24 protein-coding genes are annotated in these 24,567 nt (G+C 69.2%); 13 read left to right on the top strand and 11 right to left on the bottom strand.

What is annotated here, in order from left to right; all coding sequences use genetic code 11:
- Positions 1–2: 2 nt before the first annotated feature.
- Entirely contained in the window at positions 3–1,019 is a 1,017-nt protein-coding gene (gene ttcA / locus AAID08_RS01830; protein WP_395757301.1) for a tRNA 2-thiocytidine(32) synthetase TtcA, read from the top strand.
- A gap of 169 nt (positions 1,020–1,188) precedes the next feature.
- On the opposite strand, the gene AAID08_RS01825 is transcribed toward ttcA, so the two are convergent.
- From AAID08_RS01825 to apaG, 5 genes are all read right to left on the bottom strand, one after another.
- The gene (locus tag AAID08_RS01825; RefSeq protein ID WP_395757300.1) at positions 1,189–2,145 is read right to left on the bottom strand and encodes a D-2-hydroxyacid dehydrogenase family protein; all 957 of its coding nucleotides are present in this window, start codon (positions 2,143–2,145) and stop codon (positions 1,189–1,191) included.
- Positions 2,146–2,208: 63 nt separating this feature from the next.
- Positions 2,209–3,012 (bottom strand): DsbC family protein, encoded by an 804-nt coding sequence (locus AAID08_RS01820; RefSeq protein ID WP_049070812.1) that lies wholly within the window; start codon positions 3,010–3,012, stop codon positions 2,209–2,211.
- Positions 3,013–3,145: 133 nt separating this feature from the next.
- Positions 3,146–4,315 (bottom strand): UbiH/UbiF family hydroxylase, encoded by a 1,170-nt coding sequence (locus tag AAID08_RS01815; protein WP_395757299.1) that lies wholly within the window; start codon positions 4,313–4,315, stop codon positions 3,146–3,148.
- Positions 4,312–5,613, bottom strand: a complete 1,302-nt coding sequence (locus tag AAID08_RS01810) for a murein transglycosylase A (protein ID WP_054503624.1) — start codon at positions 5,611–5,613, stop codon at positions 4,312–4,314. Before AAID08_RS01810 ends, AAID08_RS01815 begins: the two co-directional genes overlap by 4 nt.
- 39 nt (positions 5,614–5,652) lie before the next feature.
- Positions 5,653–6,027, bottom strand: coding sequence for a Co2+/Mg2+ efflux protein ApaG (apaG, locus tag AAID08_RS01805; protein ID WP_054503625.1), 375 nt, complete (start codon positions 6,025–6,027; stop codon positions 5,653–5,655).
- 45 nt (positions 6,028–6,072) lie between these two features.
- Here apaG and rpe point away from each other — a divergent pair, with 45 nt between their 5' ends.
- The 6 genes from rpe to trpC all read left to right on the top strand — a co-directional run bounded on the left by rpe (position 6,073) and on the right by trpC (position 11,762).
- On the top strand, positions 6,073–6,792 hold the full coding sequence (gene rpe / locus AAID08_RS01800; RefSeq protein ID WP_049070804.1) for a ribulose-phosphate 3-epimerase: 720 nt from the start codon (positions 6,073–6,075) through the stop codon (positions 6,790–6,792).
- Between the two features lie 11 nt (positions 6,793–6,803).
- Complete coding sequence (locus tag AAID08_RS01795; RefSeq protein WP_026385137.1) at positions 6,804–7,511, top strand: phosphoglycolate phosphatase; 708 nt, start codon at positions 6,804–6,806, stop codon at positions 7,509–7,511.
- 275 nt (positions 7,512–7,786) lie between these two features.
- A complete protein-coding gene (trpE, locus tag AAID08_RS01790) occupies positions 7,787–9,307 on the top strand; it encodes an anthranilate synthase component I (protein ID WP_395757298.1) in 1,521 nt (506 codons plus the stop codon).
- Positions 9,308–9,366: 59 nt separating this feature from the next.
- Positions 9,367–9,933, top strand: coding sequence for an aminodeoxychorismate/anthranilate synthase component II (locus tag AAID08_RS01785; protein ID WP_049077392.1), 567 nt, complete (start codon positions 9,367–9,369; stop codon positions 9,931–9,933).
- Positions 9,934–9,945: 12 nt separating this feature from the next.
- On the top strand, positions 9,946–10,977 hold the full coding sequence (gene trpD / locus AAID08_RS01780; protein ID WP_049070803.1) for an anthranilate phosphoribosyltransferase: 1,032 nt from the start codon (positions 9,946–9,948) through the stop codon (positions 10,975–10,977).
- Positions 10,974–11,762 (top strand): indole-3-glycerol phosphate synthase TrpC, encoded by a 789-nt coding sequence (trpC, locus tag AAID08_RS01775; RefSeq protein ID WP_054503627.1) that lies wholly within the window; start codon positions 10,974–10,976, stop codon positions 11,760–11,762. The genes trpD and trpC overlap by 4 nt, the downstream gene beginning before the upstream one ends.
- A 119-nt stretch (positions 11,763–11,881) precedes the next feature.
- Here the strand turns inward: trpC and AAID08_RS01770 are convergent, their stop codons facing one another.
- Positions 11,882–13,765: a sigma-54-dependent Fis family transcriptional regulator gene (locus tag AAID08_RS01770; RefSeq protein ID WP_054503628.1), complete on the bottom strand. Its 1,884-nt coding sequence runs from the start codon at positions 13,763–13,765 to the stop codon at positions 11,882–11,884.
- Between the two features lie 226 nt (positions 13,766–13,991).
- Between AAID08_RS01770 and adh the strand changes: the two genes are divergently transcribed.
- Positions 13,992–15,521, top strand: a complete 1,530-nt coding sequence (gene adh, locus AAID08_RS01765; protein ID WP_054503629.1) for an aldehyde dehydrogenase — start codon at positions 13,992–13,994, stop codon at positions 15,519–15,521.
- 89 nt (positions 15,522–15,610) lie between these two features.
- The gene (locus tag AAID08_RS01760; protein ID WP_269874348.1) at positions 15,611–15,988 is read left to right on the top strand and encodes a DUF779 domain-containing protein; all 378 of its coding nucleotides are present in this window, start codon (positions 15,611–15,613) and stop codon (positions 15,986–15,988) included.
- Between the two features lie 36 nt (positions 15,989–16,024).
- Here the strand turns inward: AAID08_RS01760 and AAID08_RS01755 are convergent, their stop codons facing one another.
- The 3 genes from AAID08_RS01755 to AAID08_RS01745 form a co-directional block, all read right to left on the bottom strand.
- The gene (locus AAID08_RS01755; protein WP_395757297.1) at positions 16,025–16,189 is read right to left on the bottom strand and encodes a hypothetical protein; all 165 of its coding nucleotides are present in this window, start codon (positions 16,187–16,189) and stop codon (positions 16,025–16,027) included.
- Between the two features lie 79 nt (positions 16,190–16,268).
- Positions 16,269–16,913: a 2-hydroxychromene-2-carboxylate isomerase gene (locus AAID08_RS01750; protein WP_395757296.1), complete on the bottom strand. Its 645-nt coding sequence runs from the start codon at positions 16,911–16,913 to the stop codon at positions 16,269–16,271.
- On the bottom strand, positions 16,910–17,140 hold the full coding sequence (locus tag AAID08_RS01745; RefSeq protein ID WP_081273524.1) for a DUF2917 domain-containing protein: 231 nt from the start codon (positions 17,138–17,140) through the stop codon (positions 16,910–16,912). Before AAID08_RS01745 ends, AAID08_RS01750 begins: the two co-directional genes overlap by 4 nt.
- A 171-nt stretch (positions 17,141–17,311) precedes the next feature.
- Here AAID08_RS01745 and AAID08_RS01740 point away from each other — a divergent pair, with 171 nt between their 5' ends.
- Positions 17,312–18,238 carry a LysR substrate-binding domain-containing protein gene (locus tag AAID08_RS01740; protein WP_116792723.1) on the top strand — a complete coding sequence of 309 codons (927 nt, stop codon included), beginning with the start codon at positions 17,312–17,314 and terminating at the stop codon, positions 18,236–18,238.
- 240 nt (positions 18,239–18,478) lie between these two features.
- Positions 18,479–20,551, top strand: a complete 2,073-nt coding sequence (locus AAID08_RS01735; protein ID WP_240317371.1) for an LTA synthase family protein — start codon at positions 18,479–18,481, stop codon at positions 20,549–20,551.
- Between the two features lie 67 nt (positions 20,552–20,618).
- Here the strand turns inward: AAID08_RS01735 and selD are convergent, their stop codons facing one another.
- Positions 20,619–21,680 (bottom strand): selenide, water dikinase SelD, encoded by a 1,062-nt coding sequence (selD, locus tag AAID08_RS01730; protein WP_395757295.1) that lies wholly within the window; start codon positions 21,678–21,680, stop codon positions 20,619–20,621.
- Between the two features lie 141 nt (positions 21,681–21,821).
- On the opposite strand from selD, the gene AAID08_RS01725 reads away from it, so the two are divergent.
- A complete protein-coding gene (locus AAID08_RS01725) occupies positions 21,822–22,919 on the top strand; it encodes a transglutaminase-like domain-containing protein (RefSeq protein WP_395757294.1) in 1,098 nt (365 codons plus the stop codon).
- Positions 22,920–22,931: 12 nt separating this feature from the next.
- A complete protein-coding gene (locus AAID08_RS01720; protein ID WP_054503636.1) occupies positions 22,932–23,471 on the top strand; it encodes a TlpA disulfide reductase family protein in 540 nt (179 codons plus the stop codon).
- A 7-nt stretch (positions 23,472–23,478) separates the two neighbouring features.
- Here AAID08_RS01720 and AAID08_RS01715 read toward each other — a convergent pair whose 3' ends face one another.
- Entirely contained in the window at positions 23,479–24,513 is a 1,035-nt protein-coding gene (locus AAID08_RS01715; protein ID WP_116792720.1) for a glycosyltransferase, read from the bottom strand.
- Positions 24,514–24,567 lie beyond the last annotated feature (54 nt).

Genomic DNA, 24,567 nt, shown 5'->3' with positions numbered 1-24,567 from the left:
CCATGAACGATATCGCCTCCCCCGACATCCGCGCCGTGGCGGACTCTCCTGACGCGGCGGCGCCGACCCGCGCCGTCTCCGTGGCCGGCCCCGACGACAAGAAGGCCCGCCACGAAGGCAACAAGCTCACCAAGCGCCTGGCGCGCGAGACCACCCGCGCCCTCTCCGACTACAACATGATCGAGGCGGGCGACCGCGTCATGGTGTGCCTGTCGGGCGGCAAGGACTCCTACGCCATGCTGGACATCCTGCTCCAGTTGCAAAAGCGCGCGCCGTTCCGGTTCGAACTGATCGCGGTCAACCTGGACCAGAAGCAACCCGGCTTTCCGGCCGACATCCTGCCGCGCTACCTGACCGAACTGGGCGTGCCGTTCCACATCGAGACGCAGGATACCTATTCCATCGTCACGCGCGTGCTCGAAGAAGGCAAGACAATGTGCTCGCTCTGTTCGCGCCTGCGCCGCGGCATCCTGTACCGCGTGGCCTCGGAACTGGGCGCCACCAAGATCGCGCTCGGCCATCACCGCGACGACATCCTGGGCACGTTCTTCCTGAACCTGTTCTACGGCGGCAAGGCCAAGGGCATGCCGCCCAAGCTGGTGTCCGACGACGGCCGCCACACCGTCATCCGCCCGCTCGCCTACGTGCCGGAAACCGACCTGATCGCCTACGCCGAACTCAAGCAGTTCCCGATCATTCCGTGCAACCTGTGCGGCTCCCAGGAAAACCTGAAGCGCAAGGAAGTCGGCCGCATGATCAAGGAGTGGGACAAGCAGCACCCGGGCCGCTCGTGGAACGTCTTCAACGCGCTGTCGCGCGTGGTGCCGTCGCACCTGATGGACCGCGACCTGTTCGACTTCGTCGGCCTCAAGCCGACCGGCGTGCCGGACGCCAACGGCGACACCGCCTTCGACGCGATCGATCCGTCGGATGAGGCGGACGAAGCCTGTGGCGATACGCCCGCCACGCCCGACGCGGCTGGCATCGTCGAAAAGAAAGTGGTGTTCACCCGCAATTGAACACCCCCGTCCGCGCCCGGCGCGGACAGCAAAAGGCCCCGATCTTCCGACCCGCGTGGGACGAAGCGCCGGGGCCTTTTCATCGCCGAGCCGCCTCAAGATGAAAGGCGCCCCCTCGGGGGGCAGCAAGCCGAAGGCGCGGCGTGGGGGTCGCCTTTCCCCTGGCGGCTCAGCCGTTCAACACCCGCACCGGCTGGCCGGCGCGCCAGGCCGTCACGGCCTCCAGCGCGTTGCGGTAGAAGGCCTCGAAGTTCTCGCGGCTGACGTAGCCCAGGTGCGGCGTCAGGATGACGTTGTCCAGGTCGCGCACGCTGTCGGTGGGCGATAGCGGCTCTTCCGGATACACGTCCAGGCCGGCGCCGGCGATGCGGAACTTCACCAGCGCGTCCATCAGGGCTTCCTGGTCCACCAGCCCGGCGCGCGAGGTGTTCACCAGGTAGGCCGTAGGCTTCATCGCGGCCAGCGCCGCGGCGTCGACGATGTGGCGGCTGCGGTCGGACAGGATCAGGTGCAGGCTGACCACGTCGGAGGTGGCGAACAGTTCGTGCTTGTCCACCCGCGTGACGCCCGCCTCGGCGGCGCGCTCGTCGGTCAGGTTGGGGCTCCAGGCCACCACGTCCATGCCGAACGCAAGGCCCACCTTGGCCACCGCCGCGCCCAACTTGCCCAGTCCCAGCACGCCCAGGCGCTTGCCGGCCAGCGGCTCGGGCATGCCGGTCTGCCACATGCCGCGGCGCATGGCGGCGTCTTCGGCGGGCAGGTGCTTGAACAGGCCCAGGATGTGGGCCCACGCCAGTTCGGCGGTGGCGGTGTTGGCGTCGGCGCTGCCAGGCGCGCCACTGACCACGATGCCCTGCGCGGCGCAGGCCGGCATGTCGATGGCGTTGTTGCGCATGCCGGTGGTGACCAGCAGGCGCAGGTTGGGCAGCGCGCGGATGCGGTCGGCCGGGAACGGCGTGCGCTCGCGCATGGCCACGATCACGTCGAAGGGTTCGAGCGTGGCCTCGACCTGCTCGTCGGGGATGAAGTTGTTGAAGATCCGCACTTCGGCGTCGCCGCTCAGGGAACCCCAGTCCGCGTAGCGTTTGGCAACGTCGTGGTAATCGTCGAGTATTGCGATTTTCAAGTCTGTCTCCGGGTGGCGTGGCGCTCGCCGCGCCAGCCGCCCGGCCGACGCGACCCGCGCCGGTCAGTTCAGTCGTGCCTTGAGCTGGTCCAGCGGCAGCGCGCCGCTGATGCGCGTGCCGTCGGCGAAGAACAAGGTGGGGGTGCCGCGCACCATCAGTTGCTTGCCCAGCGCCAGCAGCTTGTCCTCGGGCACGCTGCAATTGGCGGTGGCCGGCTTCTGGCCGCGCAGCATCCAGTCGTCCCAGGCCTTGCCCGGGTCCGGCGCGCACCAGACGTCGCGCACCTTGGTGTTCGAGTCCGGCGACAGGATCGGGTACAGGAAGGTATAGACGGTGAGGTTGTCGACGTCCTCGAGCGTCTTGCGCAACTGCTTGCAGTAGCCGCAGTTGGGGTCTTCGAAAATGGCGACCTTGCGCGAGCCGTCGCCCTTGACCTGCTTGATGGCCAGGTCCAGCGGCAATTGGTCGAACGGGATGGAGCCGAGCTTTTCCTGCGCCTCGCGGGTGACGTCGCGGCGCGTCATGGCGTCGATCAACGGCCCTTCCATGACCCAGGTCACCTTTTCATCGGTGTACAGCAGATCCATGCCCAACTGCACCTCGAACAGGCCGTAGGGCGTGCGGCGCACGGCGGTCACGTCCATGCCGGTGAAGCGCTGCTTGAAACGTTCCTTGACCGCGTCCGCCACGGGGTCCGCCGGCGCCACCTGGGTGGTGGAATAGCTCTTGCCGCCCTTGTCCGCCTTGCCGACCGAATTGGTGGAGACGGACTTGTCGCCGCTGGCCTGCGCCTGGGCGCCGGCCGACAGGCCCAGCCCGGCGGCCATGAAGCAGGCCGCCAGCACGGCGGAAAAACGGAAATTCATGGGGACTCCTGTATTTGTGACGTCTCGCCTTCGATGGCCGAAAGCGTAACCGATCCGGCGCCCGGCCCGGGCCGGCCTTCAGGGAATCAGACACGCCCGCCGCGGGCGGGTTCCGCCCCCCGGGGACCGGTCCCTAATTCGTCGATGCGCCGGCGATCAGGCGCCGCTTGACCAGCGGCGCGCGCTCGACCCAGTGCATGCCGGCATTGCGCAGCCACACCAGCGACGTGGCGCGCGAGCCGAACAGCTTGTGCAAGCCGTCGGTGGCCAGCCGCAACGCCAGCACCGGCTCGGCGCGGGCGCGCTGGTAACGGTGCAGCACGCGCAGGTCGCCGGCCTGGCGGTAGGGTTCGCGTCCGGCCACGGTGCGGGCCAGCGCCTCGACGTCGCCCAGGCCCAGGTTCAGGCCCTGCCCGGCCAGCGGGTGCAGGCGATGCGCCGCGTCGCCGGCCAGCGCGATGCCGGGCGCCACCATCTGGGCGCGCTCCAGCGTCAGCGGGAAACCGTGCAGCGTGCTGCGCACCTTCAGGCGGCCCAGGCGGCCCTGCGCCGCGTGTTCCAGCATCGATTCGAGCCGCGCGGCCTGCTCCTCGGCCGGCAGCGCCAGCAATTCCCGGGCCTGCGCGTCGCGCATCGACCAGACCATCGACACCTGCGGGCCGTCGGCCGTGTCCGGCAGCGGCAGCAGCGCCAGCACGCCGTCGTCGCGGAACCACTGGAAGGCGGTGCCCTGGTGGGCGCGCTCGGCGTCCAGGTTCACCACCAGCCCGGTGTCGTGGTAGGACACGGCGTCGTGCTTGAGGCCGGCGGCGGTGCGCAGCGGCGAAGCGGCGCCATCGGCGCCGACGAACAATTCGGCCTGGATGCGGGCGCCGCTCTCGGTTTCCACCGTGCCAGCCTGGTAGCCGGTGCAGCGGTCTTCCAGCCAGGGGATGCCGAACATGCGCACGGCCTGGATCAGCACCCGCTCGATCTCGCCGGACTCGACGATCCAGGCCAGTTGCGGCAAGGCCGCCTGCCAGGCATTCAGGTGTACCAGGCCATCGGCGTCGCCATGGATCTCCATGGCCTGCACCGGCGTCAGGCGGGCCGACGGCAGCGCGTCCCACACGCCCAGCTCGGCCAGGAAACGCTGGCTCGCGGGCGAAATGGCGTAGACGCGCGCGTGGTAATGGTTGGGATCGGCCGGCGGCACGCTCATGCGCGGCGCCAGCAGGGCCACGCGCTGGCCGCGGCGGGCCAGCGCCAGGGCCGAGGACAGGCCGACGATGCCGGCCCCGCAAACCACGATCTGGTGTGTCATCTTGCGCTCGGCTCCCCGGCCTGTTTCGGCCACAGCAGCCACATCTGGCCGCGCTGCTTCATGCGCCCGGCCTGCTGGCCGGCCTCGTCGCCGTAGCCCCAGTAGAAGTCGGCGCGCGCCGCGCCGCGGATGGCGGTGCCGGTGTCCTGCGCGAACACCAGGCGCTGCAACGGCCGGTCGGAGGCCGGGAAGGTGGTGGCCAGGAACACCGGCGTGCCCAGCGGCACGAAGCCGGCGTCCACCGCGATCGCGCGTTTCGGCGCCAGGTTGACGCCATAGGCGCCCTTGGGGCCGAGTTCGGGGTCGATCACCGGCTCTTCGCGGAAGAACACCACCGCCGGGTTGGCGTTGAGCATCTCGGGCACGCGCTTGGGATTGCGCTGCGCCCACGCGCGGATGTTCTGCATCGAGGCCTGGTCGGCCGACAGCTCGCCGCGGTCCGCCAGCCAGCGGCCGATGGACACGTAGGGCTGGCCGTTATGGTCGGCGTAGGCCACGCGGATGGTCTTGCCGCTGTCGGGGCCGTCGGTCAGCAGCACGCGGCCCGAGCCCTGCACCTGCAGGAAGAAGTTGTCGACCGGGTCGTCGACCCACACCACCACCGGCGGGCGGCGGCCGGTCGACTCGATGGCCGCGCGGGTGTCATAGGGCACCACGCGCTTGCCGTCGAGCTTGCCGCGCACGCGCTTGCCGGCCAGTTCCGGATAGACCGACCCCAGGTCGATGGTCAGCAGGTCGGCCGGCACCGCGTACAGGGGCCATTGGTAGTTGCCGCCCTGGCGGCGCGAACCGCGCACCAGCGGCTCGTAATAGCCGGTGACGGTGTTGGTGGCCGGCTTGCCGTCGGCGGCGTTCAGGCGCCAGGGTTGCAGGTAGGTCTGCAGGAAGCGGCGCACGCCCTCGGGGTCGTTGGCGGCCGGCGCCCGCGAAGGATCAGCCGCCGCGGCGCACACCGGCTGCCAGGCGCGCGGTGTGGCGCGCGCCGGCGCGGCCAGGTTGCCGCTGGTCGGGCGCATCAGCCCCTTGCAATTGCGCAGAAACAGGGGCCAGATCTGCGCCAGATCGTCATTGGTCCAGCCCGGCATCTCGGCCCAGGTGCCGGCCTTGTACTTGCCGGCCAGGGCGCGCGGCGGCGTATCGGGAAGGGACGACAGCGCCGGCACCACCAGCGGGCCGTCGACGGAGGCCGGGCGGGCGCCGGACGCGCCGGGTTCGCCGGATTCGGGCGGAATCTCGGAAGGGGTGGTACATGCCGCCAGCAGGACCGACAGCACGGACAGGCTAAGAATGCGCTTCATGAGCAGATGGAAAACCGTACAACGTATGACCGCGCCCCGTCAGTGCAGCGTGCGCGGCATGGCCAGGACGAATTCGGATATCGGCACTTCGAACGGGATGCCGTTCTCGCCGACGCAATGGTAGGTGCCGCGCATCGTCCCGACCGGCGTGGGCAGGGGACAGCCGCTGGTGTACTCGAAGGTCTCGCCGGGCGCCAGCAGGGGCTGCTGGCCCACGACGCCCAGCCCGCGCACTTCCTGCACGCGCTGGTTGCCATCGGTGATAATCCAGTGGCGGCTGATCACCTGGGCCGGATGTTCCCCGGTGTTGGTGATGCGCACGGTATAGGCGAACACGAATTGCTGCTCGCCGGGATCGGACTGTTCAGGCACGAAGCGCGGAGTGACAGAGACGCTCAGGTCGTAGGGTTTCACAGTCCTTTCCTGTGTGGCACGAGCAAGCTGCAATAATGGCACATTATGCCTTCACCCACCCCGAACACCATGTCTACCACCACCCGCATCACCCCCAGCATCCTGTCCGCCGACTTCGCCCGCCTGGGCGAGGAAGTGCGTGACGTGGTCGCCGCCGGCGCCGACTGGATCCATTTCGATGTGATGGACAATCACTACGTGCCCAACCTGACCATCGGCCCGATGGTCTGCGCGGCGATCCGTCCCCATGTTTCCGTGCCGATCGACGTGCACCTCATGGTCGAGCCGGTGGACGCCCTGGTGCCGATGTTCGCCAAGGCCGGCGCCAACTACATCAGCTTCCACCCGGAAGCCAGCCGCCACGTCGACCGCACCCTGTCGCTGATCCGCGAGAACGGCTGTAAGGCCGGCCTGGTGTTCAACCCCGCCACGCCCCTGTCGTACCTGGACCACGTCATGGACAAGGTCGACCTGGTGCTGATCATGTCGGTCAACCCCGGCTTCGGCGGCCAGAGCTTCATCCCCGGCGCGCTGACCAAGCTGCGCGAGGCCCGCGCCCGCATCGACGCCTGGACCCAGGCTGGCGGCCACGAAATCGTGCTGCAGGTGGACGGCGGCGTGAAGATCGACAACATCGCCGAAATCCGCCGCGCCGGCGCCGACACCTTCGTGGCCGGCTCGGCCATCTTCGGCAAGCCCGACTACCCCGGCATCATCAAGTCCATGCGCGAGCAGATCGCCATCGGCGAAACCACCGCCGTCTGAGGAACCCCGCCATGACTCCCTTCCGCGCCGCGCTGCTGGACCTGGACGGCACCCTGCTCGACTCCATCCCCGACCTGGCCTTCGCGGCCAACGCCATGCGCGTGGAACTCGGCATGATCGCGCTGCGCGAGGATGTCGTGGCCACCTTCGTCGGCAAGGGGGTGGACAATCTGGTGCGCCGCAGCCTGGCCGGCAGCCTGGACGCCGCCGACCCCTCGCCCGAGGACTTCGCCCGGGCGCGCGAGGCCTTCTACCGCCACTATCACCTGGTCAACGGCGAACGCGCCCAGGTCTACCCGGGCGTCATGGAAGGGCTCAAGCACATGCGCGACCAGGGCCTGAAACTGGCCGTGGTCACCAACAAGCCCACCGAATTCACCCTGCCGCTGCTGCAACGCACCGGCCTGGCCGGGTTCTTCGACGCGGTGGTGTGCGGCGACACCTGCGCCCGCCGCAAGCCCGACCCCGACCAGGTGCTGCACGCCTGCGAGCTGCTGGGCGTGACGGTGGCCGAGGCCGTCACCATCGGCGATTCCATCAACGACGCCCAGGCCGGCCGCAGCGCCGGCACCCAGGTGCTGGTGGTGCCTTACGGTTACAACGAAGGCCGTGACGTGCGCGAGCTCGATGTCGATGGTATAGTGGACACGCTCGTCAACGCCGCCCAGTGGGTGGAGCTCTGGAATCAGAACCAGAACGCCGCGAAAGCCCAGGCCTGAAGCCGGGGTCCGCGCCCTTGACGGCATACCTGACTATCGAACCGCTATCACCTGATGAACGTTTCCATCCAGAACCAAATGCTCGGCGCCTCGTGGCGCTGGTGGCGTTTGTCTTCCGGGTGGCGATGATTCCCTTCCCGGCCCTGGACGCGTCCCCGCCTCCCAGCGCCGATACTGTGTAGAACACAGAGCCAAGCCCGGAACCAGTAACCTGGACCGGGCTTTTTGTTGTGCGCCCGGTCCCAAGCAGATACCCATCGCCCACGAGACCCGCCATGACCGAAATCGAATTCAAAGCCCTCGCCGCCCAAGGCTACAACCGCATCCCGCTGGTGGCCGAGACCTACGCCGACCTGGACACCCCGCTGGGCATCTACCTGAAGCTGGCCCATGCCGGCCCGCAGGCCGGCCGCATGACCTGCCTGATGGAGTCGGTGGTGGGCGGCGAGCGCTTCGGCCGCTACTCGTTCATCGGCCTGCCGGCCCGCACGGTGATCCGCGCCAGCGGCACCCGCACCGAAGTGCTGCACGACGGCAAGGTCGTGGAAACCCATGACGGCGACCCGCTGGCCTTCATCGAGCAGTACCAGGCCCGCTTCAAGGTGGCCCTGCGCCCCGGCATGCCGCGCTTCTGCGGCGGCCTGGCCGGCTACTTCGGCTACGACACCGTGCGCCACATCGAACCGTGCCTGGGTCCCGCCGTGAAGCCGTTCCCGGCCGGCATGGAAGGCGGCACGCCCGACCTGATGCTGATGCACGTGGACGAACTGGTCATCGTCGACAACCTGGCCGGCCGCATCTACCTGATGGTCTACGCCGACCCGGGCCAGCCCGAAAGCTACAGCCGCGCCCAGCAGCGCCTGCACGACCTGCGCGCGCGCCTGCGACGCCCGGTGGAAATTCCCTACAGCCACGCCAGCATGCAGACCGAGGAGCGGCGCGACTTCAAGAAGGAAGACTACCTGGCGGCCGTGCACCGCGCCAAGGAACACATCGCCGCCGGCGACCTGATGCAGGTGCAGATCGGCCAGGTCATCGCCAAGCCGTTCCGCGACTCCCCCCTCTCGCTGTACCGCGCCCTGCGGTCGCTCAATCCCTCCCCCTACATGTACTTCTGGAACTTCGGTGATTTCCAGGTGGTGGGCGCCTCGCCCGAAATCCTGGTGCGCCAGGAGCGCGTGGTGGTGAACGGCGCGCCCAAGTCGCAGGTCACCATCCGCCCGCTGGCCGGCACCCGCAAGCGCGGCGCCACGCCCGAGGAAGACGCCGCCCTGGCCGCCGAGCTCAAGGCCGACCCCAAGGAAGTGGCCGAGCACGTGATGCTGATCGACCTGGCCCGCAACGACGTCGGCCGCGTCGCCGAGGTGGGTTCGGTCAAGGTCAGCGACACCATGGTGATCGAGCGCTATTCGCACGTGATGCACCTGGTGTCCAACGTCACCGGCAACCTGAACCCGGGCATGAGCAGCATGGACGTGCTGCGCGCCTCGTTCCCGGCAGGCACCCTGACCGGCGCGCCCAAGGTCGAGGCCATGAAGATCATCGACGAGCTCGAGCCCGTGCGCCGCGGCATCTACGGCGGCGCGGCCGGCTACCTCAGCTACGGCGGCGAAATGGACGTGGCCATCGCCATCCGCACCGGCGTCATCAAGGACGGCACGCTGTACGTGCAGGCCGCCGCCGGCATCGTGGCCGACTCCAATCCCGAAGCCGAATGGGCCGAGACCGAGGCCAAGGCCCGCGCCGTGCTGCGCGCCGCCGAGCAGGTCCAGCACGGCCTGGACGAGCCCATCTGAGACGCCCGCCGCCCCCCATGACCGCCCCGGGCCGCGAATCGGCCCGCCTGGAGAAAAAAATGCTGTTGATGATCGACAACTACGACTCGTTTACCTACAACCTGGTCCAGTACTTCGGTGAACTGGGCGAGGACGTGCGCGTGGCGCGCAACGACCAGATCACCCTGGAAGAGATCGCCGCGCTCAACCCCGACCGCATCTGCGTGTCGCCCGGCCCGTGCTCGCCGGCCGAGGCCGGCATCTCGGTGCCCGTCATCCAGGCCTTCGCCGGCAAGAAGCCGATCCTGGGCGTGTGCCTGGGCCACCAGGCCATCGGCGCCGCCTACGGCGGCAACATCGTCCGCGCCCAGCAGATCATGCACGGCAAGACCGTGCGCATCTCGCATACCGGGACGGACATCTTCACCGACCTGCCGACGCCGTACACTGTCATCCGCTACAACTCGCTGACCATCGACCCGGCGACGCTGCCCGAGTGCCTGGCCGTGACCGCCACGGCGCCGGACGGCGACATCATGGGCGTGCGCCACAAGACGCTGCCCCTGTACGGAGTACAGTTCCACCCCGAATCCGTGCTCAGCGAACACGGCCACGCCCTGCTGCGCAATTTCCTGAACCTCGCCTAAGAAGGACGCACCGTGACGATCTCCCCCTCCGAAGCGCTGACGCGCTGTATCGAACACCGCGAAATTTTCCACGACGAAATGCTGCATCTGATGCGCATGCTGATGCGCGGCGAGATGTCGCCGCAGATCGCAAGCGCCCTGCTGATGGGTCTGCGCGTGAAAAAGGAAACGGTGGGTGAAATCACCGCGGCCGCGCAGGTCATGCGCGAGTTCGCCACGCCGGTGGTCACGCCCAACCCCGAAGACCTGCTCGACATGTGCGGCACCGGCGGCGACGGCAGCCACACCTTCAACATCTCCACCACCGCCATGTTCGTGGCGGCAGCGGCCGGCGTGCCGATCGCCAAGCACGGCAACCGTAGCGCGTCCTCGTCGAGCGGCAGCGCCGACGTGCTGGAAGCGCTGGGCGCCAACCTGGTGCTGACGCCCGAGCAGGTGGCCGAGTGCATCCAGGCCACCGGCATCGGCTTCATGTTCGCGCCCGCCCATCACGGCGCCATGAAGAACGTGGCCGCGGTGCGCAAGGAACTGGCGGTGCGCACCATCTTCAACATCCTCGGCCCGCTGACCAACCCGGCCGGCGCCGCCAACCAGTTGATGGGCGTGTTCCACCCCGACCTGGTCGGCATCCAGGTGCGCGTGCTGGAACGCCTGGGCTCGCGCCACGTGCTGGTGGTGCATGGCAAGGACGGCATGGACGAGGCCTCGCTGGGCGGCGCCACCATGGTGGGCGAACTCAAGGACGGCAAGGTCAGCGAGTACGAGATCCACCCCGAGGACTACGGGCTATCCATGATGTCCAACCGCAGCATCAAGGTGTCCAATCGCGAGCAATCGCGCGAGCTTGTCATAGAGGCGCTGGACAATGTCGAGGGCACCGCCCGCGACATCGTCGCGCTGAATGCGGGTCTCGCCATTTACGCAGGCAATAAAGCCGATTCCATTCCCGCAGCGTTAGCGCTAGCATTTGAACTGATTTCCACCGGCGCGGCGCGAGCCAAGCTGGAAGATTTCTGCGCATATACCCGGAAATTCCAGAAATGAACGATATTCTCGCGAAGATCCTCGCCGTCAAGGTCGAGGAAGTCGCCGCCGCCCGCCAGATGCGCAGCGAAGCCGAAGTCCTGCGCGAAGCGCAGGCGCGCCAGGACGTGCGCGGCTTCGCCCAGGCCATCGAAGACAAGATCTCGCAGGGCAAGGCCGGCGTCATCGCCGAAATCAAGAAGGCCTCGCCCTCCAAGGGCGTGCTGCGCGACACCTTTCAACCGGCTGAAATCGCGGCCTCCTATGCCGTGCACGGCGCCGCCTGCCTGTCGGTGCTGACCGACGTGCAGTTCTTCCAGGGCTCGCACGACCACCTGCGCCAGGCGCGCGCGGCCTGCTCGCTGCCGGTGCTGCGCAAGGACTTCGTGATCGATCCCTACCAGATCATCGCCGCGCGCGCGATGGGCGCCGACTGCGTGCTGCTGATCGTCGCCGCGCTCACGCCCACGCAACTGCGCGAGATGGAAACGCTGGCCATGGAACTGGGCATGGACGTGCTGGTGGAAGTGCACGACGCCCAGGAACTGGACATCGCGCTGACGCTGAAGACGCCGCTGCTGGGTATCAACAACCGCAACCTGCGCACCTTCGAGACCAGCCTGCAAAACACGCTGGATCTGCTGCCGCGCATTCCCGCCGGCAAGCGCGTGGTGACGGAAAGCGGCATCCTCAAGCCGGAAGACGTGAAGCTGATGCGCGCGCACAAGGTCGACGCCTTCCTGGTGGGCGAGGCCTTCATGCGCGCCGCGGACCCGGGCGCCGAGCTGGCGCGCGTGGTCGGCTGAGCCGCCGCCGGTTCCGCGCCACGCGCGATACGGGGCGCGGCCCGCCAGGGCGTCCTGGCATGTTCATGCCTGCGTGTTGATGCATGCGTGCTCTTGCATGCGCGTTCACGCAGCGTCGTTCAACCTGGCCGTGCCAGCCCCAGCGCCGCCGCGCGTCGGTACAAGGTGCTGCGGTGCACGCCCAGCGCGCGCGCCGCGGCGCTGACGTTGCCGGCGTGCGCGGCCAGCGCCGCGCGGATCGCGTCGTCGGCCATGGCCTGCAGGCTGGCCGCGCCCGCGGCCGCCTGCGCCGCCGGCATGCCGCGGATGTCCGCCGGCAGCATCTCTTCATCGACCCTGCCGGACGCGCCCGCCAGCACGTGCAGCGTGCGCAGCACCGCCGCCATCTGGCGATAGTTGCCGGGCCAGGCGTATTGCGCCAGCGCGTCCTCGATGCCCCCCGGCAGCGCCGGCCCGCTGCCCTGCGCGGCCCACAGCGTGCGCAGTAATTCGCGCAGGTCGGGGCGGGCGCGCAGCGGCGCGAGCGTCACGGTGTATTCGGCGATCCGGAAGTACAGGTCGGGGCGCACCGGCGCGTCCGGGCCATCGTGCGCCAGCGCGCGATGGGTCGCGCACACCAGCGCGAAGTCGACCGCCACCGGCCGCGCCGCGCCCAGCGGCGACACCTCGCGCGACTGCAGCACGCGCAACAGACGCGCCTGCAGCGCCAGCGGCATGTCGCCGATCTCGTCCAGGAACAGCACGCCCCCGTGTGCCTGCCGCAGCAGGCCCTTGCTGCCCTGGCGGCGCGCGCCGGTGAACGCGCCGTCTTCATAGCCGAACAGCTCCGACTCGATCAGGCTCTCGGGCAGCGCGGCGCAATTGACCGCCACGAACGGGCCGGCCGCGCGCCGGCTGCGCGCATGCAACTGGCGCGCGAAGACCTCCTTGCCCGCGCCGGTCTCGCCCTGCAGCAGGATCGATACGCCCGCGTCCGACAGATGCACCGCGCGCGCCAGCGCGCCCAGCGTGGCCGCGTCGAAACTGGCGGCATCGCGCTGGGCCAGGGGCGCCGGCAGCGCGGGCGTGGCCGGCAGGCGCAGCGCCGGTTGCGGGGCGACCGGCGGCCGCGACCGGGGCAGGCGCAGGCGCGCGTGGTAGACCGCGCCGCCGCGCGCATGCACCCGCCCGGCCGCGTCGGGCGCCTGTTCCATGACGCCCTCGAACAGGTCCGCGTAGCGATAGACGCCCAGCGCCGTGGACGCCAGGCCCAGCACCTGCATGGCGCGGCGGTTGGCGCCCACCAGCAGGTCGCCCTCGAAGGCCAGCAGGGCCTCGCCCGGCGTGCCCAGCGCGGAACGGTCGGCATGCAGGCGCAGCACCGCGCAGGGTTCGTGCGCGCTGTCGAACAGCCGGTGCTCGATCAGGTCGACGGCGGCCCGCACCAGCGCCAGCACGTCGGGGCGCACCTCGCGCGCGGGACTGGAAAGATCCAGCACGCCCAGCATGCGCCCTTCGCTGTCGGTGATCGGCACCGCGGCGCAGGTCAGGATGCGGTTGGGTTCGAAATAGTGTTCGGCGCCGTGCACCACCAGTGAACGGCCTTCCACCAGCGCGGTGCCGATGGCGTTGGTGCCCGCGGCGGCCTCGTCCCAGGCCGCCCCGGGCATCAGCGCGACGCGCGAGGCGCGTTGCGCGAAATCGATGTCGCCGTCGCTGTCCAGCACCAGGCCCTGGGCGTCCGACAGGATCACCAGGCCGTCGCTGCCGCCTTCGCGGCGCAGCAGCGACATGGCGGGTTCGGACAGCCGCCGCAAGGCCTCGTTGCGCTGGCGTGCCTCGCGCAATTCGGCGGCGGTCATGGGCTCGGCGCGGCGCTTGCCGCGCATGTCGAAACCCAGGTCGGCGCAGCGGCGCCAGGATCGCAGGATGGGTTCGGCGACCAGGCCGCCGGGCACCACGCCCTGCTGGTTGAACAGCTGGCGCGCTTGCGTCAGCGGGTGCCGACCGGATTGAGTGGCCATGCATGTCTCCTTGGACGGTGTTCTGCGACACCTGTTCCGCGACAGTGTCGCGAAACGCGACACACGGTAGCGGCGAAACGCCGCCCACGCCCCTGCCGGCGCGTGGCAATCTACTTTCGCACGCGGCATGCGCGCTTGTCCAGCCGCGTCCCCCGACATGGCACGCGGTTTGCTTGATACGAAGCAGGCACCCGACTGCCGTTACACCGACTATACGGAGACAAGCATGGACATCGCGACCCGCGTCACCCCCGAATCCTATGGCACGCGCCTGGACCTCAGGACGCAGTACGACAACTTCATCGACGGCAAATGGCAGAAGCCCGCCGACGGCGAGTACTTCGACAACGTCACGCCGGTCACCGGCCAGGTGCTGAGCCGCAACGCCCGCTCGAAAGAGCGCGACATCGAGCTGGCGCTGGATGCGGCGCATCGCGCCGCGCCCAAATGGGGTGCGACCCCGGCCGCCGAGCGCGCGCAGATCCTGATGCGTATCGCCGACGTGATGGAGGCCAACCTGGAACGCCTGGCCACCGCCGAGACCTGGGACAACGGCAAGCCGATCCGCGAGGCCCGCGCCGCCGACATCCCGCTGGCGATCGACCACTTCCGCTACTTCGCCTCATGCATCCGCAGCCAGGAAGGCGGGCTGTCCGAGATCGACCACGACACCGTCGCCTACCACTTCAACGAGCCGCTGGGCGTGGTCGGCCAGATCATCCCGTGGAACTTCCCCATCCTGATGGCCGCGTGGAAGCTGGCGCCGGCGCTTGCGGCGGGCAACTGCGTGGTGCTCAAGCCGGCCGAGCAGACGCCGCTGGGCATCCTGCTGCTGATGGAACTGATCGGCGACCTGCTGCCCCCGGGCGTGGTCAACGTGGTCACCGGCTTCGGCCTGGAAGCGGGCAAGCCGCTGGCCTCCAGCAAGCGCATCGCCAAGATCGCCTTCACCGGCGAGACCACCACGGGCCGCCTGATCATGCAGTACGCGTCGCAGAACATCATCCCCGTGACGCTGGAGCTGGGCGGCAAGTCGCCCAACATCTTCTTTGCCGACGTGGCGGCGCAGGACGACGACTTCCTCGACAAGGCGGTCGAGGGCTTCGTCATGTTCGCGCTGAACCAGGGCGAGGTCTGCACTTGCCCCAGCCGCGCGCTGATCCAGGAATCGCTCTACGACAGGTTCATGGAGCGCGCGCTCAAGCGCGTTGCCGAGATCAAGCAGGGCAACCCGCTGGACGCCGACACCATGCTGGGCGCGCAGGCCTCCACCGAGCAGTTGGAGAAGATCCTGTCGTACCTGGACATCGGCAAGCAGGAGGGCGCGGCGGTGCTGGCCGGCGGCGCGCGCGCCCAGTTGCCGGGCGCGCTCGAAGGCGGCTACTACGTGCAGCCCACCGTCTTCAAGGGGCACAACAAGATGCGCGTGTTCCAGGAAGAGATCTTCGGGCCGGTGGTGGCGGTGACCACGTTCAAGGACGCCGACGACGCGCTGGCGCTGGCCAACGACACGCTCTACGGCCTGGGCGCGGGGGTCTGGTCGCGCGACGCCAACACGTGCTATCGCATGGGCCGCGCCATCAAGGCCGGGCGGGTCTGGACCAACTGCTACCACGCCTATCCGGCGCACGCCGCGTTCGGCGGCTACAAGCAGTCCGGGATCGGCCGCGAGAACCACAAGATGATGCTCAACCACTACCAGCAGACCAAGAACCTGCTGGTGAGCTACTCGCCCAAGAAACTGGGTTTCTTCTGACCCACGGGCGATGCCCGCCGGTGCGTCGCGGATCGACCCATGCCAGGTCGTCCCGCGCCGCGTCGGCGCGGCGTCGCGGGAGTTGCATCATGCCAGGACCCACTCCGCGCGTGGTCGGCACCGACGCGGCGCGCGCACTGATCGAAACCTTGCGCGCCAAGCACGGCCCGCTGATGTTCCACCAGTCGGGCGGCTGCTGCGACGGCAGTTCGCCCATGTGCTACGCGCAGGGCGAATTCCTCGTCGGCGGCTCGGACGTGCTGCTGGGCGAACTGGAAGGCTGCCCGTTCTACATGGGCGAGGACCAGTTCGCCTACTGGGAGCACACCCAGCTCATCATCGACGCCGTGCCTGGACGCGGCGGCGCGTTTTCGCTCGACAGCGCCGAAGGACAACGCTTCCTGCTGCGGTCGCGGCTGTACTCCGACGACGAGTGGGCCCACGTGGCCCCGGTCACGCGCGGCTGAAACCGGCCTGCGGAGCCGCCTGGCGGGCATGGCGCGTCAGGAACGCCGCGGTCCGCCGCCCTTGCGTGCCGGCTCGGCGCCACAGGTCACCTGCTGTTGCCACTGGAACGACACGCGGCGGATGCGCGCGGCGCGGAATTGCGTGAACGAGCGGCCACCCGGCATGGGTGCGCCACGTAGCGGACTGCTGCTGTTTTTCATTGTGGGAAAAGCGTTGGCGGAGAAATTCTGCAAGATTGCCGCGTGGCCGCGGCCAGGAGGAAAAGCGGACCTGGCGGCCTCAGCCGGCCGCGGGGGCCCAGGCGCTGACGGGCGCGCGGCGGGTCCATTCGAGCGCGTCCTCGAGGCGGTCGTTGCCCCAGAACATTTCGCCATCCACCAGGAACGTCGGCGCTCCGAACAGGCCCAGGTGACGAGCCTCATCGACCCGGCGGCGCAGCGCTTCCTTGGCGGCTTCCGACTTGGCGCGCGCGATCAGCCCGTCGGCGTCCAGCGCCAGCTCGGTCAGCAACGCGTGCACCACGTCCTCGGCCTGGATGTCCTCGTCGCGCTGGAAATTGGCGCGGAACACCGCCAGGCAGAAATCACGGCCCCAGGGTTGGTCCTCGCCCAGCAGCGCGATGCGCGCCGGCAGCACGCTCATGCGCGGGAACAGGCGCGGCCGGTTGTAGGGCACGCCGTACTTTTCGGCCAGACGCGCGATATCGCGCATCATGTAGGCGCCCTTGCCGGGAAACAGGCGGAACGGCGTGTCATTCCAACCCTGGGCCTGGAAGATCGGACCCAACAGGAACGGTCGCAGGTCGACGCGCACGTCCGCCTGCGCCGCCAGGCCGGCGATGCGCTCGATCGCCAGATAGCTGTAGGGGCTGGCGAAATCGAACCACATCTCGAGGCTGGGCGTGGTGGACAGGGGCGCATTCATGGCACAAGCTCCAACGGCTGGGAAACCAGGGCGACCCGCGCATCCGGCAGGCCGCTGAGGACGACGTCTCGATCGCTGTCCACCGTGATGGACTCGCCGGCCCGCAGCACGCTGTCGTCCGGGCAACGGTATTCGGACAACCAGACCGTGCCGGCATGACACTCGATGCGCAGGCCCGAGGCACGCTTGAGCAGCATAGTCGAACCCCGGGTCAAATGAAATGACATTCCCGCAGTGCAACATAACCGGATCATGGCGCATCCTCCGCCGCAACGGCGTCCAGCGTGCCGGGCGCGGTTGGCGTGTTGCCGCTTCGCCCGTCGTCTGAGTCATATTGGACGCCGCAGGCGTTATATTGCACAAGCGACATTTCCGCCGCCTACGCATGAGTTTTACGCATGTCATACCCGCTAGCCAAACTTCCCCCGCTTGATCTGGTGCGAGGCTTCGTCGCCGTGGGCCGGCGCATGAGCATCACGCTGGCGGCACAGGACCTGCACGTGACGCAATCGGCCGTCAGCCGGCAGATCCGCGCGCTGGAAGCGCACCTGGGCGTGCCGCTGCTGTTGCGGGGCTTTCGCAGCGTCTCGTTCACGTCCGAGGGCGCACAGTTGTTCCGCATGGCGGACGGATGGCTGAGCCAGCTCGGCGACCTGACCGAGCAGTTGCGCGCGCCGGAGCGCCGCACCCCGGTCACCGTCACCACCACCATCGGCGTGGCCTCGCTCTGGCTGCTGCCGCGGCTGGGCGACTTCCAGGCCGCCTATCCCAATATCGACGTGCGCGTCGCGGCCGACAACCGCGTCATCGACATCGATCGCGAGAGCGTCGACATCGCCATTCGCTACAGCCTGCGCGACACGGTGCCGGACGGCGCCGTCTGGCTGTTCGGCGAGTCGGTGGTGCCGGTGGCGCATCCTTCGCTCAAGGCCCGCGCCCTGGACGCGCGCGAGCTGCAGCGGCACGTGCTGCTGGAATTCGACGACCCCACCCGCCCCTGGCTGCAATGGTCGGAATGGCTCAACGCGCGCGGCCTGGGCCGCGTGCGGCCAAAGGGCATGCTGCGCTTCAACCAGTACGACCAGATCGTGCATGCGGCGCTGGCCGGCCATGGCATCGCGCTGGGGCGGCTGGCGCTGATCGCGCCGATGCTGGCGGACCGGCGTCTGGCCACGATCGGCGGCCAGCCCGCCGATGCCACCGAACACGCCTACTGGTTGGTGCGCAATGCGCGCCGCAGCACCCCCGACGCCGAGATCGTGACGCGCTGGCTGATGCAGCAGGCCGCGGCCACCGCGCGCCTGTTGACCCCTGAACAAGACTGACAAATGCGGTTCGCCCGCGGACATGCCGGCCTTTTCAGACCAACGCACCGGCCGATGGTCTGGGCAGCCCGCTACAAGTTCTATACAAACCTTCATAGATTCGCGTTGCCCCTCCTGTAGATTGCGGCCTGCATCCCCGCACGGCTCCGAGCTCCCCTGCGAATGAACCCCGTACCCACCGTCCCGACGGCGGGCGCGGCCTGTTGCCGCCGTTTCGCGGCAACGCCCCGCATTTCTTTCATGACGCAGATGAAGCGCTTCCGTTCCGCGGACGCCTGGCAAGCCTGGTTCATCAACTTCCAGCGTTCCTTCCTGATCCTGCTGGCGCCGTGGCTGGTCTCGGTGCTGGCGCAAGGCGCCGGCCGCGTCTACCTGCTGGCGACCTATGCGCCGCCGGGCGCCTACGCCGCTTTGCCGCAGGACATCAACCGCACCCTGGCGATCGGCCTGCTGTTCGACATCAAGGTCGCGGCCATCGCGTTCTCCGCGCCGCTGCTGGCCGCCCTGCTGCTGGCCGCGCGGCCCGCGGCGCAGGCGCTGTGGCTGCGTTGCCTGCCCTACCTGGGCGCCGTGATGGCGACGCTGTTCGCCGCCAGCACGGTGGTGAGCGTGTGCTACTTCGCCACCTTCTCGCGCTCGATCGACATCTTCGTGTTCGGCCTGATCGATGACGACACCCGCGCCATCGTGGCGACGTTGTGGCACGGCTATCCGGTGCTGCGCACGCTGGCGCTGCTGGCGGCGGTGCTGGCCGCGACCAGTTGGCTGGCGTGCCGCTGGCGCGCCCGGGTGCTGCGCGCGCGCCTGGCGCGGCGGCCGCTGGCGCCCAGCGCCTTGCGGATGCTGCTGATCCTGGGCGTGACCGTGCTGGCCTGCCGCGGCTCGCTCGGCACCTTCCCGCTCAACAAGGACGACACGGGCATTTCCTCGCTGCGGCTGCTCAACGACATCGCGCCCAACGGCATTTCGGCTTTTTTCTGGGCGCTGTCCGAGCGCGACAACGACAAGCGCTTCACGAACGTCACCGACGAGGAGGGCGCGCGGCTCTACCTGCGCTTCCTGGGTCGGCCGGACCACGGCCTGAGGCCCTTCATGGCCACGACCGGCGCCAACCCGCGGGCGCGCGAACGGCCGCCTCACATCGTGCTGCAGGTCATGGAAAGCATGGGCCACCACATGAACATGTACGACCGCCCCGGCCGCGACCTGCTGGGCGCGCTGCGGCCGCACTGGCGCGAGGACTGGCGCTTCGACCGCTTCCTGTCAGAGGGCAACGGCACCATCGACAGCCTCAGCCGCCTGCTGGTGCGCAGCCCGATACCTGCCACGAGCCAGTCGTCGGCGGCCAGCGCCACCTTCGCCAGCAACGCCTTCGCGCCGTTCCTGGCGCGTGGCTACCGCGTGGTGTTCGTCACCTCGGGCACGGCCACCTGGCGCAACCTGGGCCGCTTCGCCAGCCATCTGGGCGCGCAGGAGTTCGTCGACCAGTTGGGGTTGCGGCAGCACTACCCCGAGGCGCAGCCCGGCGTCTGGGGCGTGCCGGACGAATACATGTTCCGCTATATCGGCGAACGACTGGCGCGGGCCGACCGCGACGGCGAGCGCCTGCTCATCATGGCCCTGTCCACCACCCACCATCCGCCCTTCCTGGTGCCCGAGGGCGGCCAACGCGGCGGCCTCGACCTGGGCGAGATCGAACGGCTGCCCTACTACGCCAACTGGACCGGCCTGGACGAAGCCTTCGACACGTTGCGCTACGCGAATGATCAATTGGGCCGCTTCCTGACCGGTCTGAAGGCCTCGCCGAGCGGTGCCCGCACCATTGTCGCCGTCACCGGCGACCACAACATCCTGGGCGTCGACTATGCGCTCGACAGCGACGCCGTGCTGGCACACGCGGTGCCGTTCTACCTGTATGTCCCACCCGCCTATCGGGGGCAATCGACCTATGACCCGTCGCGTCCCGGCAGCCACAAGGACATCCTGCCGACGCTCTATCACCTGAGCCTGCCGGACACGCCCTATTTCCGCAGCGGCTGCGACCTGCTGGCCGCGCGGCCAGACCCGCAGTGGTGCTTCGGCTTCAACAATCCGCGCCTGCTGATCACGCGCGAGGGCGCTTACCAACGCGACCGTCCCGGCCGCATCCGGCCGTGGGCGGACGGCACCGGCCTGGCGCTGGCGGACGAGCGCGACGCCACGCCGGAGCAGGCCGCCGAACTGGCCCGGCTCGACGCCTACGGCCCGCTGCTGCAATGGCAGATCAACTACCAGGTGCAGCACCAACTGCCATCGCGCCCGGAGCGGCCTTGAGCCGCGTCGCCGCGCGCCGATCGCAATCCGGCCGCCGGCAAGCCGGGCAGCGTTGCCGCAAGACCCGCTAGTCCACGCGCACCAGCGCGTCTCCCGCCGTCATCTCGCCGATTACCGCGGCGTCGGCGAAGCCCTGCTCGCGGAACAGGTCCAGCACCGCTTGCGCCGCTTGCGGCGCGCACGCCACCAGCAGGCCCCCGGAGGTCTGCGGATCGGTCAGCAATGCCCGTTCGACGTCGATCACGCCCGCCCCCAGCCGTACCGATTCGCCGTACGAGGCCCAGTTGCGTCCGGAGGCGCCGGTGATCACGCCGTCGGCGGCCAAAGCCTGCACGCCCGGCAGCCACGGCAGGGCCTCGCGCCGCAGGGCCGCGGTCAGCCCCGCGCCGCGCGCCATTTCCAGCGCGTGGCCAAGCAGGCCGAAGCCGGTGACGTCGGTGATGGCGTGCACGCCGTCCAGCGCCGCGAGCGCCGCGCCTGGTCGGTTCAGGCGCGTGGTCGTCTCGATCATTACGCGGTAGCCATCCGCGTCCAGCCGGTTTTTCTTGAGCGCCGCCGACAGGATGCCCACGCCCAGGCCCTTGCCCAGCACCAGCACGTCGCCGGCGCGCGCGTCGGCGTTGCGCTTGATGCGGCCCGGATGCACCAGCCCCATGGCCGCCAGGCCGTAGATCGGCTCGACCGAATCGATACTGTGGCCGCCGGCCACCGGAATGCCGGCGTCCTTGCAAACCGACTCCCCGCCGCGCAGGATGTCGGCGATGACGTCGTGCGGCAGCACGTTGATGGGCATGCCGACGATCGCCAGCGCCATGATCGGCGTGCCGCCCATCGCATACACGTCGGACAGCGCGTTGGTGGCCGCGATGCGGCCGAAATCGTAGGGATCGTCGACGATCGGCATGAAGAAGTCGGTGGTCGCGATCAGGGCCTGCTCGTCGTTGAGGCGGTAGACCGCCGCATCGTCGGCCGTCTCGGTGCCCACCAGCAGGTTGGGATAGCTGGCGGCCGGCCCGAAGCGGGCCAGCAATTGCGACAGCACGCCGGGCGCGATCTTGCAACCGCAGCCGCCGCCGTGCGAGAGCGAAGTCAAGCGCGGCACCGCCGCGGACGCTGCATCCTGGGTCATGTCAGTCTCTCCGTAAGTGATGGGAAAAGGATAGCATCGCGCCCCCGAATGGCCCTATGATGATCCGGCAGCAGGCAGCAACGGACGGCCGCCCGCCACCGGGCGCACCGACAGCCAAACTTCACCGTGCGTGAGGGCTATATGGATCGCCGACTCTTCCTCCGTTTCTCAGGCGCCCTGTGCGCCGCCCAGGCGGCCTTGCCCCTGGCCGCGCGCGCCGAACAGACGCCCGTCAGCGCCGACTGGCGCAGCTTCGAACTGACCACCCACATCCAGGTGCTGGACCCCGGCGCCCATCTGCGCCTCTGGATCCCCCTGCCCTACGCCACCGACACGTCCTACCAGCGCGGCGCGCAAAGCGCCTGGCTGGTCAGCGGCGGCGGCAGCGCGCAACTGGCGCAGGCGCCAGGCTACGACGTGCGCATGCTGGCGGTGCAATGGCCCGACGCCCAGGCGCCACGGGAAGTCACGGTGACCAGCCGCTTCCAGACCCGCAACCGCCGCATCGACCTGACCCGGCCGCCGTCAGGGGCCCCGCGCGAAAGCGTCGCCACCCTGCGCGAATTCATTCAGCCCACTGCGCTGCTGCCCACGGACGGCATCGTCAAGGCCACTGCGGACCGCATCACTCGCGGCCACCAGGGCGCGCTGGCGCGAGCCCGCGCGATCTATGACTGGGTGGTCGACAACACCTGCCGCACCGCCTCCACCCGCGGCTGCGGCACCGGCGACGTGCGCTACATGCTCACCGCCAACGATCTGAACGGCAAATGCGCCGACATCAACGCGTTGTTCGTCGCCCTGGCGCGCGCCGCGGGCATTCCCGCCCGCGATGCCTACGGCCTGCGCGTGGCCGACTCGCAGCTCGGCTTCAGGAGCCTGGGCAAGGCCGGCGACGTCACCCGCGCGCAGCACTGCCGCGCCGAGTTCTACGCCGACGGCTATGGCTGGATTCCGGTCGACCCGGCCGACGTGCGCAAGGTCATGCTGGAAGAGCCGCCTGGCGACCTGCCCGCCACCGACCCGCGCGTGCGCAGCGCCCGCGTCATGCTGTTCGGCGCCTGGGAAATGAACTGGGTCGCCTACAACCACGGCCACGACGTCGCCCTGCCGGGCTCCGCCCACGGCCCGGTGCCGTTCCTGATGTATCCCAACGGCGAAACCGTCGACGGCCGGCTGGACAGCCTCGACCCCGACCGCTTCCGCTACACCCTGACCGCGCGACCCCTGTCCGCCTGAGCAGGTCACGCCATGCTCAGTCGCCGCCAACTGCTGCAATCCGCCCTGTCGCTGGCGGCCCTGCCCGCCTGGGCGGGCGCCGCCAGCGACAGCGCCCTGAAGCTCGCCACCGGTCCCGACTGGGCGCCCTGGACCGCCGCCACCCCGCCCCTGGTGCTGCCCGACCTCGCCGGCCGCGAACAGAAACTCGGCAACTGGCGCGGCAATGTCGTTATCGTCAGCTTCTGGGCGACATGGTGCGACCCGTGCCGCGACGAAATCCCCCTGATGTCGGCCATGGCCAGGCGCCACCGCGAGGAAGGCCTGCGCCTGGTCGCCGTCAACGTCGGCGAGGCCCTCGGCAAGATCACCACCTTCCTGGCCAAATGGCCCGTCGCCGGCGCGGTGCTGCACGACCGCAACAGCACCGTTTCCAAGAAATGGGACGCCATCGGCCTGCCCGCCAACTACCTGGTCGACCGCGGCGGCAGCATCCGCCACTGGCACCTGGGCGCCCTGGACTGGAAGGCGGAGAACGTCAGCGGCGTCGTCACCCGGATGTTGCGCGCGTAGGGCCGGGCTACCGGCTGGCGGCCACGTCCGCGGCGACGGGGCTTGCGGCCCGGGCCATCCGTCGCAGGCGCCAATACGCCTTGAGCAGGCGCCGCAGATCGGTGAAACCGCGCGCGTGGCGAACCAGGCGCGGCCAGGCGCGAAGATCGAGCATGGCCCGCGCGAGGTGGGCGCGCATCTGGGGATTGTCCACGCCCTTGCGAAGCAGATCCACGAAGCACAGCAGTTCATGCTGCGCATGGCGGACAATCGAAATCCGGGTGCCGCGGTCGAGTTCTCGCCGCAAGGACCGGACAAGCAGCGTGCCGATGATATGGACGTAGCTGACGCCGCGCCACTGGCGGACCTGGGGCGACGGCGAGAGCGTGGTCGAATCGGGGTTGCGGCGATAGCCGTACACGGGCTCGGGCGCGAAGCCGATCCGCCTGGCCACGAGGGCGAGGTCAACGGTCCAGAGAATGTCTTCGTGGAATATCGTGGGATCGAAGGCCAGCCCGTGCCGGCGGATGAGGTCACGCCTGATGAGTTGCAGGCAGACGTAGTGCGGCCATTCGCCGACGCCTACGCAGTGGACGATCCAGTCCGTGCCGGCCATCGTCCGCCCCACCGGTTGCCGTGTCAGGACCGCGGGCCGGGGCGCGGGAGGCGGCGTGTCCGTGAACCGATATGCGTTACCGACCAACACGTCCAGCTCCTGTGAGACGGCCTGTTCGTGCCACGCCGCGAGCCCCGCCACGGGCAGTACGTCGTCGGCGTCGGCGAACGCGATCCAGGTGCCACGCGCCGCCTGCAAGCCCGCATTCCTTGCGGCGCCCTGCCCGAGATGGGCCTGCCTGATGATGCGCAGGCGCGCATCCTTGGCGGCATAGGCCTGCAGGATCGCCATGCCGCCATCGGCGGAACCATCATCGACCGCGATCACCTCCACGTCCATCGCGGCATCGCCCAACAGCGCATCCAGTTGGTGGGCAAGATACCGCTCGCAGTTGTAGACGGGGACGATCAGGCTGATCTGTGGCGCAATGGGGTCGACGTGGTTCATATCCGGTGATGCGTAGGCGCGTGAATCCTCGCGCCCTGAACCGGGTCTTGCCAT

It is taken from the genome of Achromobacter sp. EB05, assembly GCF_044232075.1.
Lineage (GTDB): Bacteria > Pseudomonadota > Gammaproteobacteria > Burkholderiales > Burkholderiaceae_B > Achromobacter > Achromobacter dolens.
The sequence above is the reverse complement of the archived record's forward strand: the minus strand, read 5'-3'. Positions and strand labels throughout refer to the sequence as shown.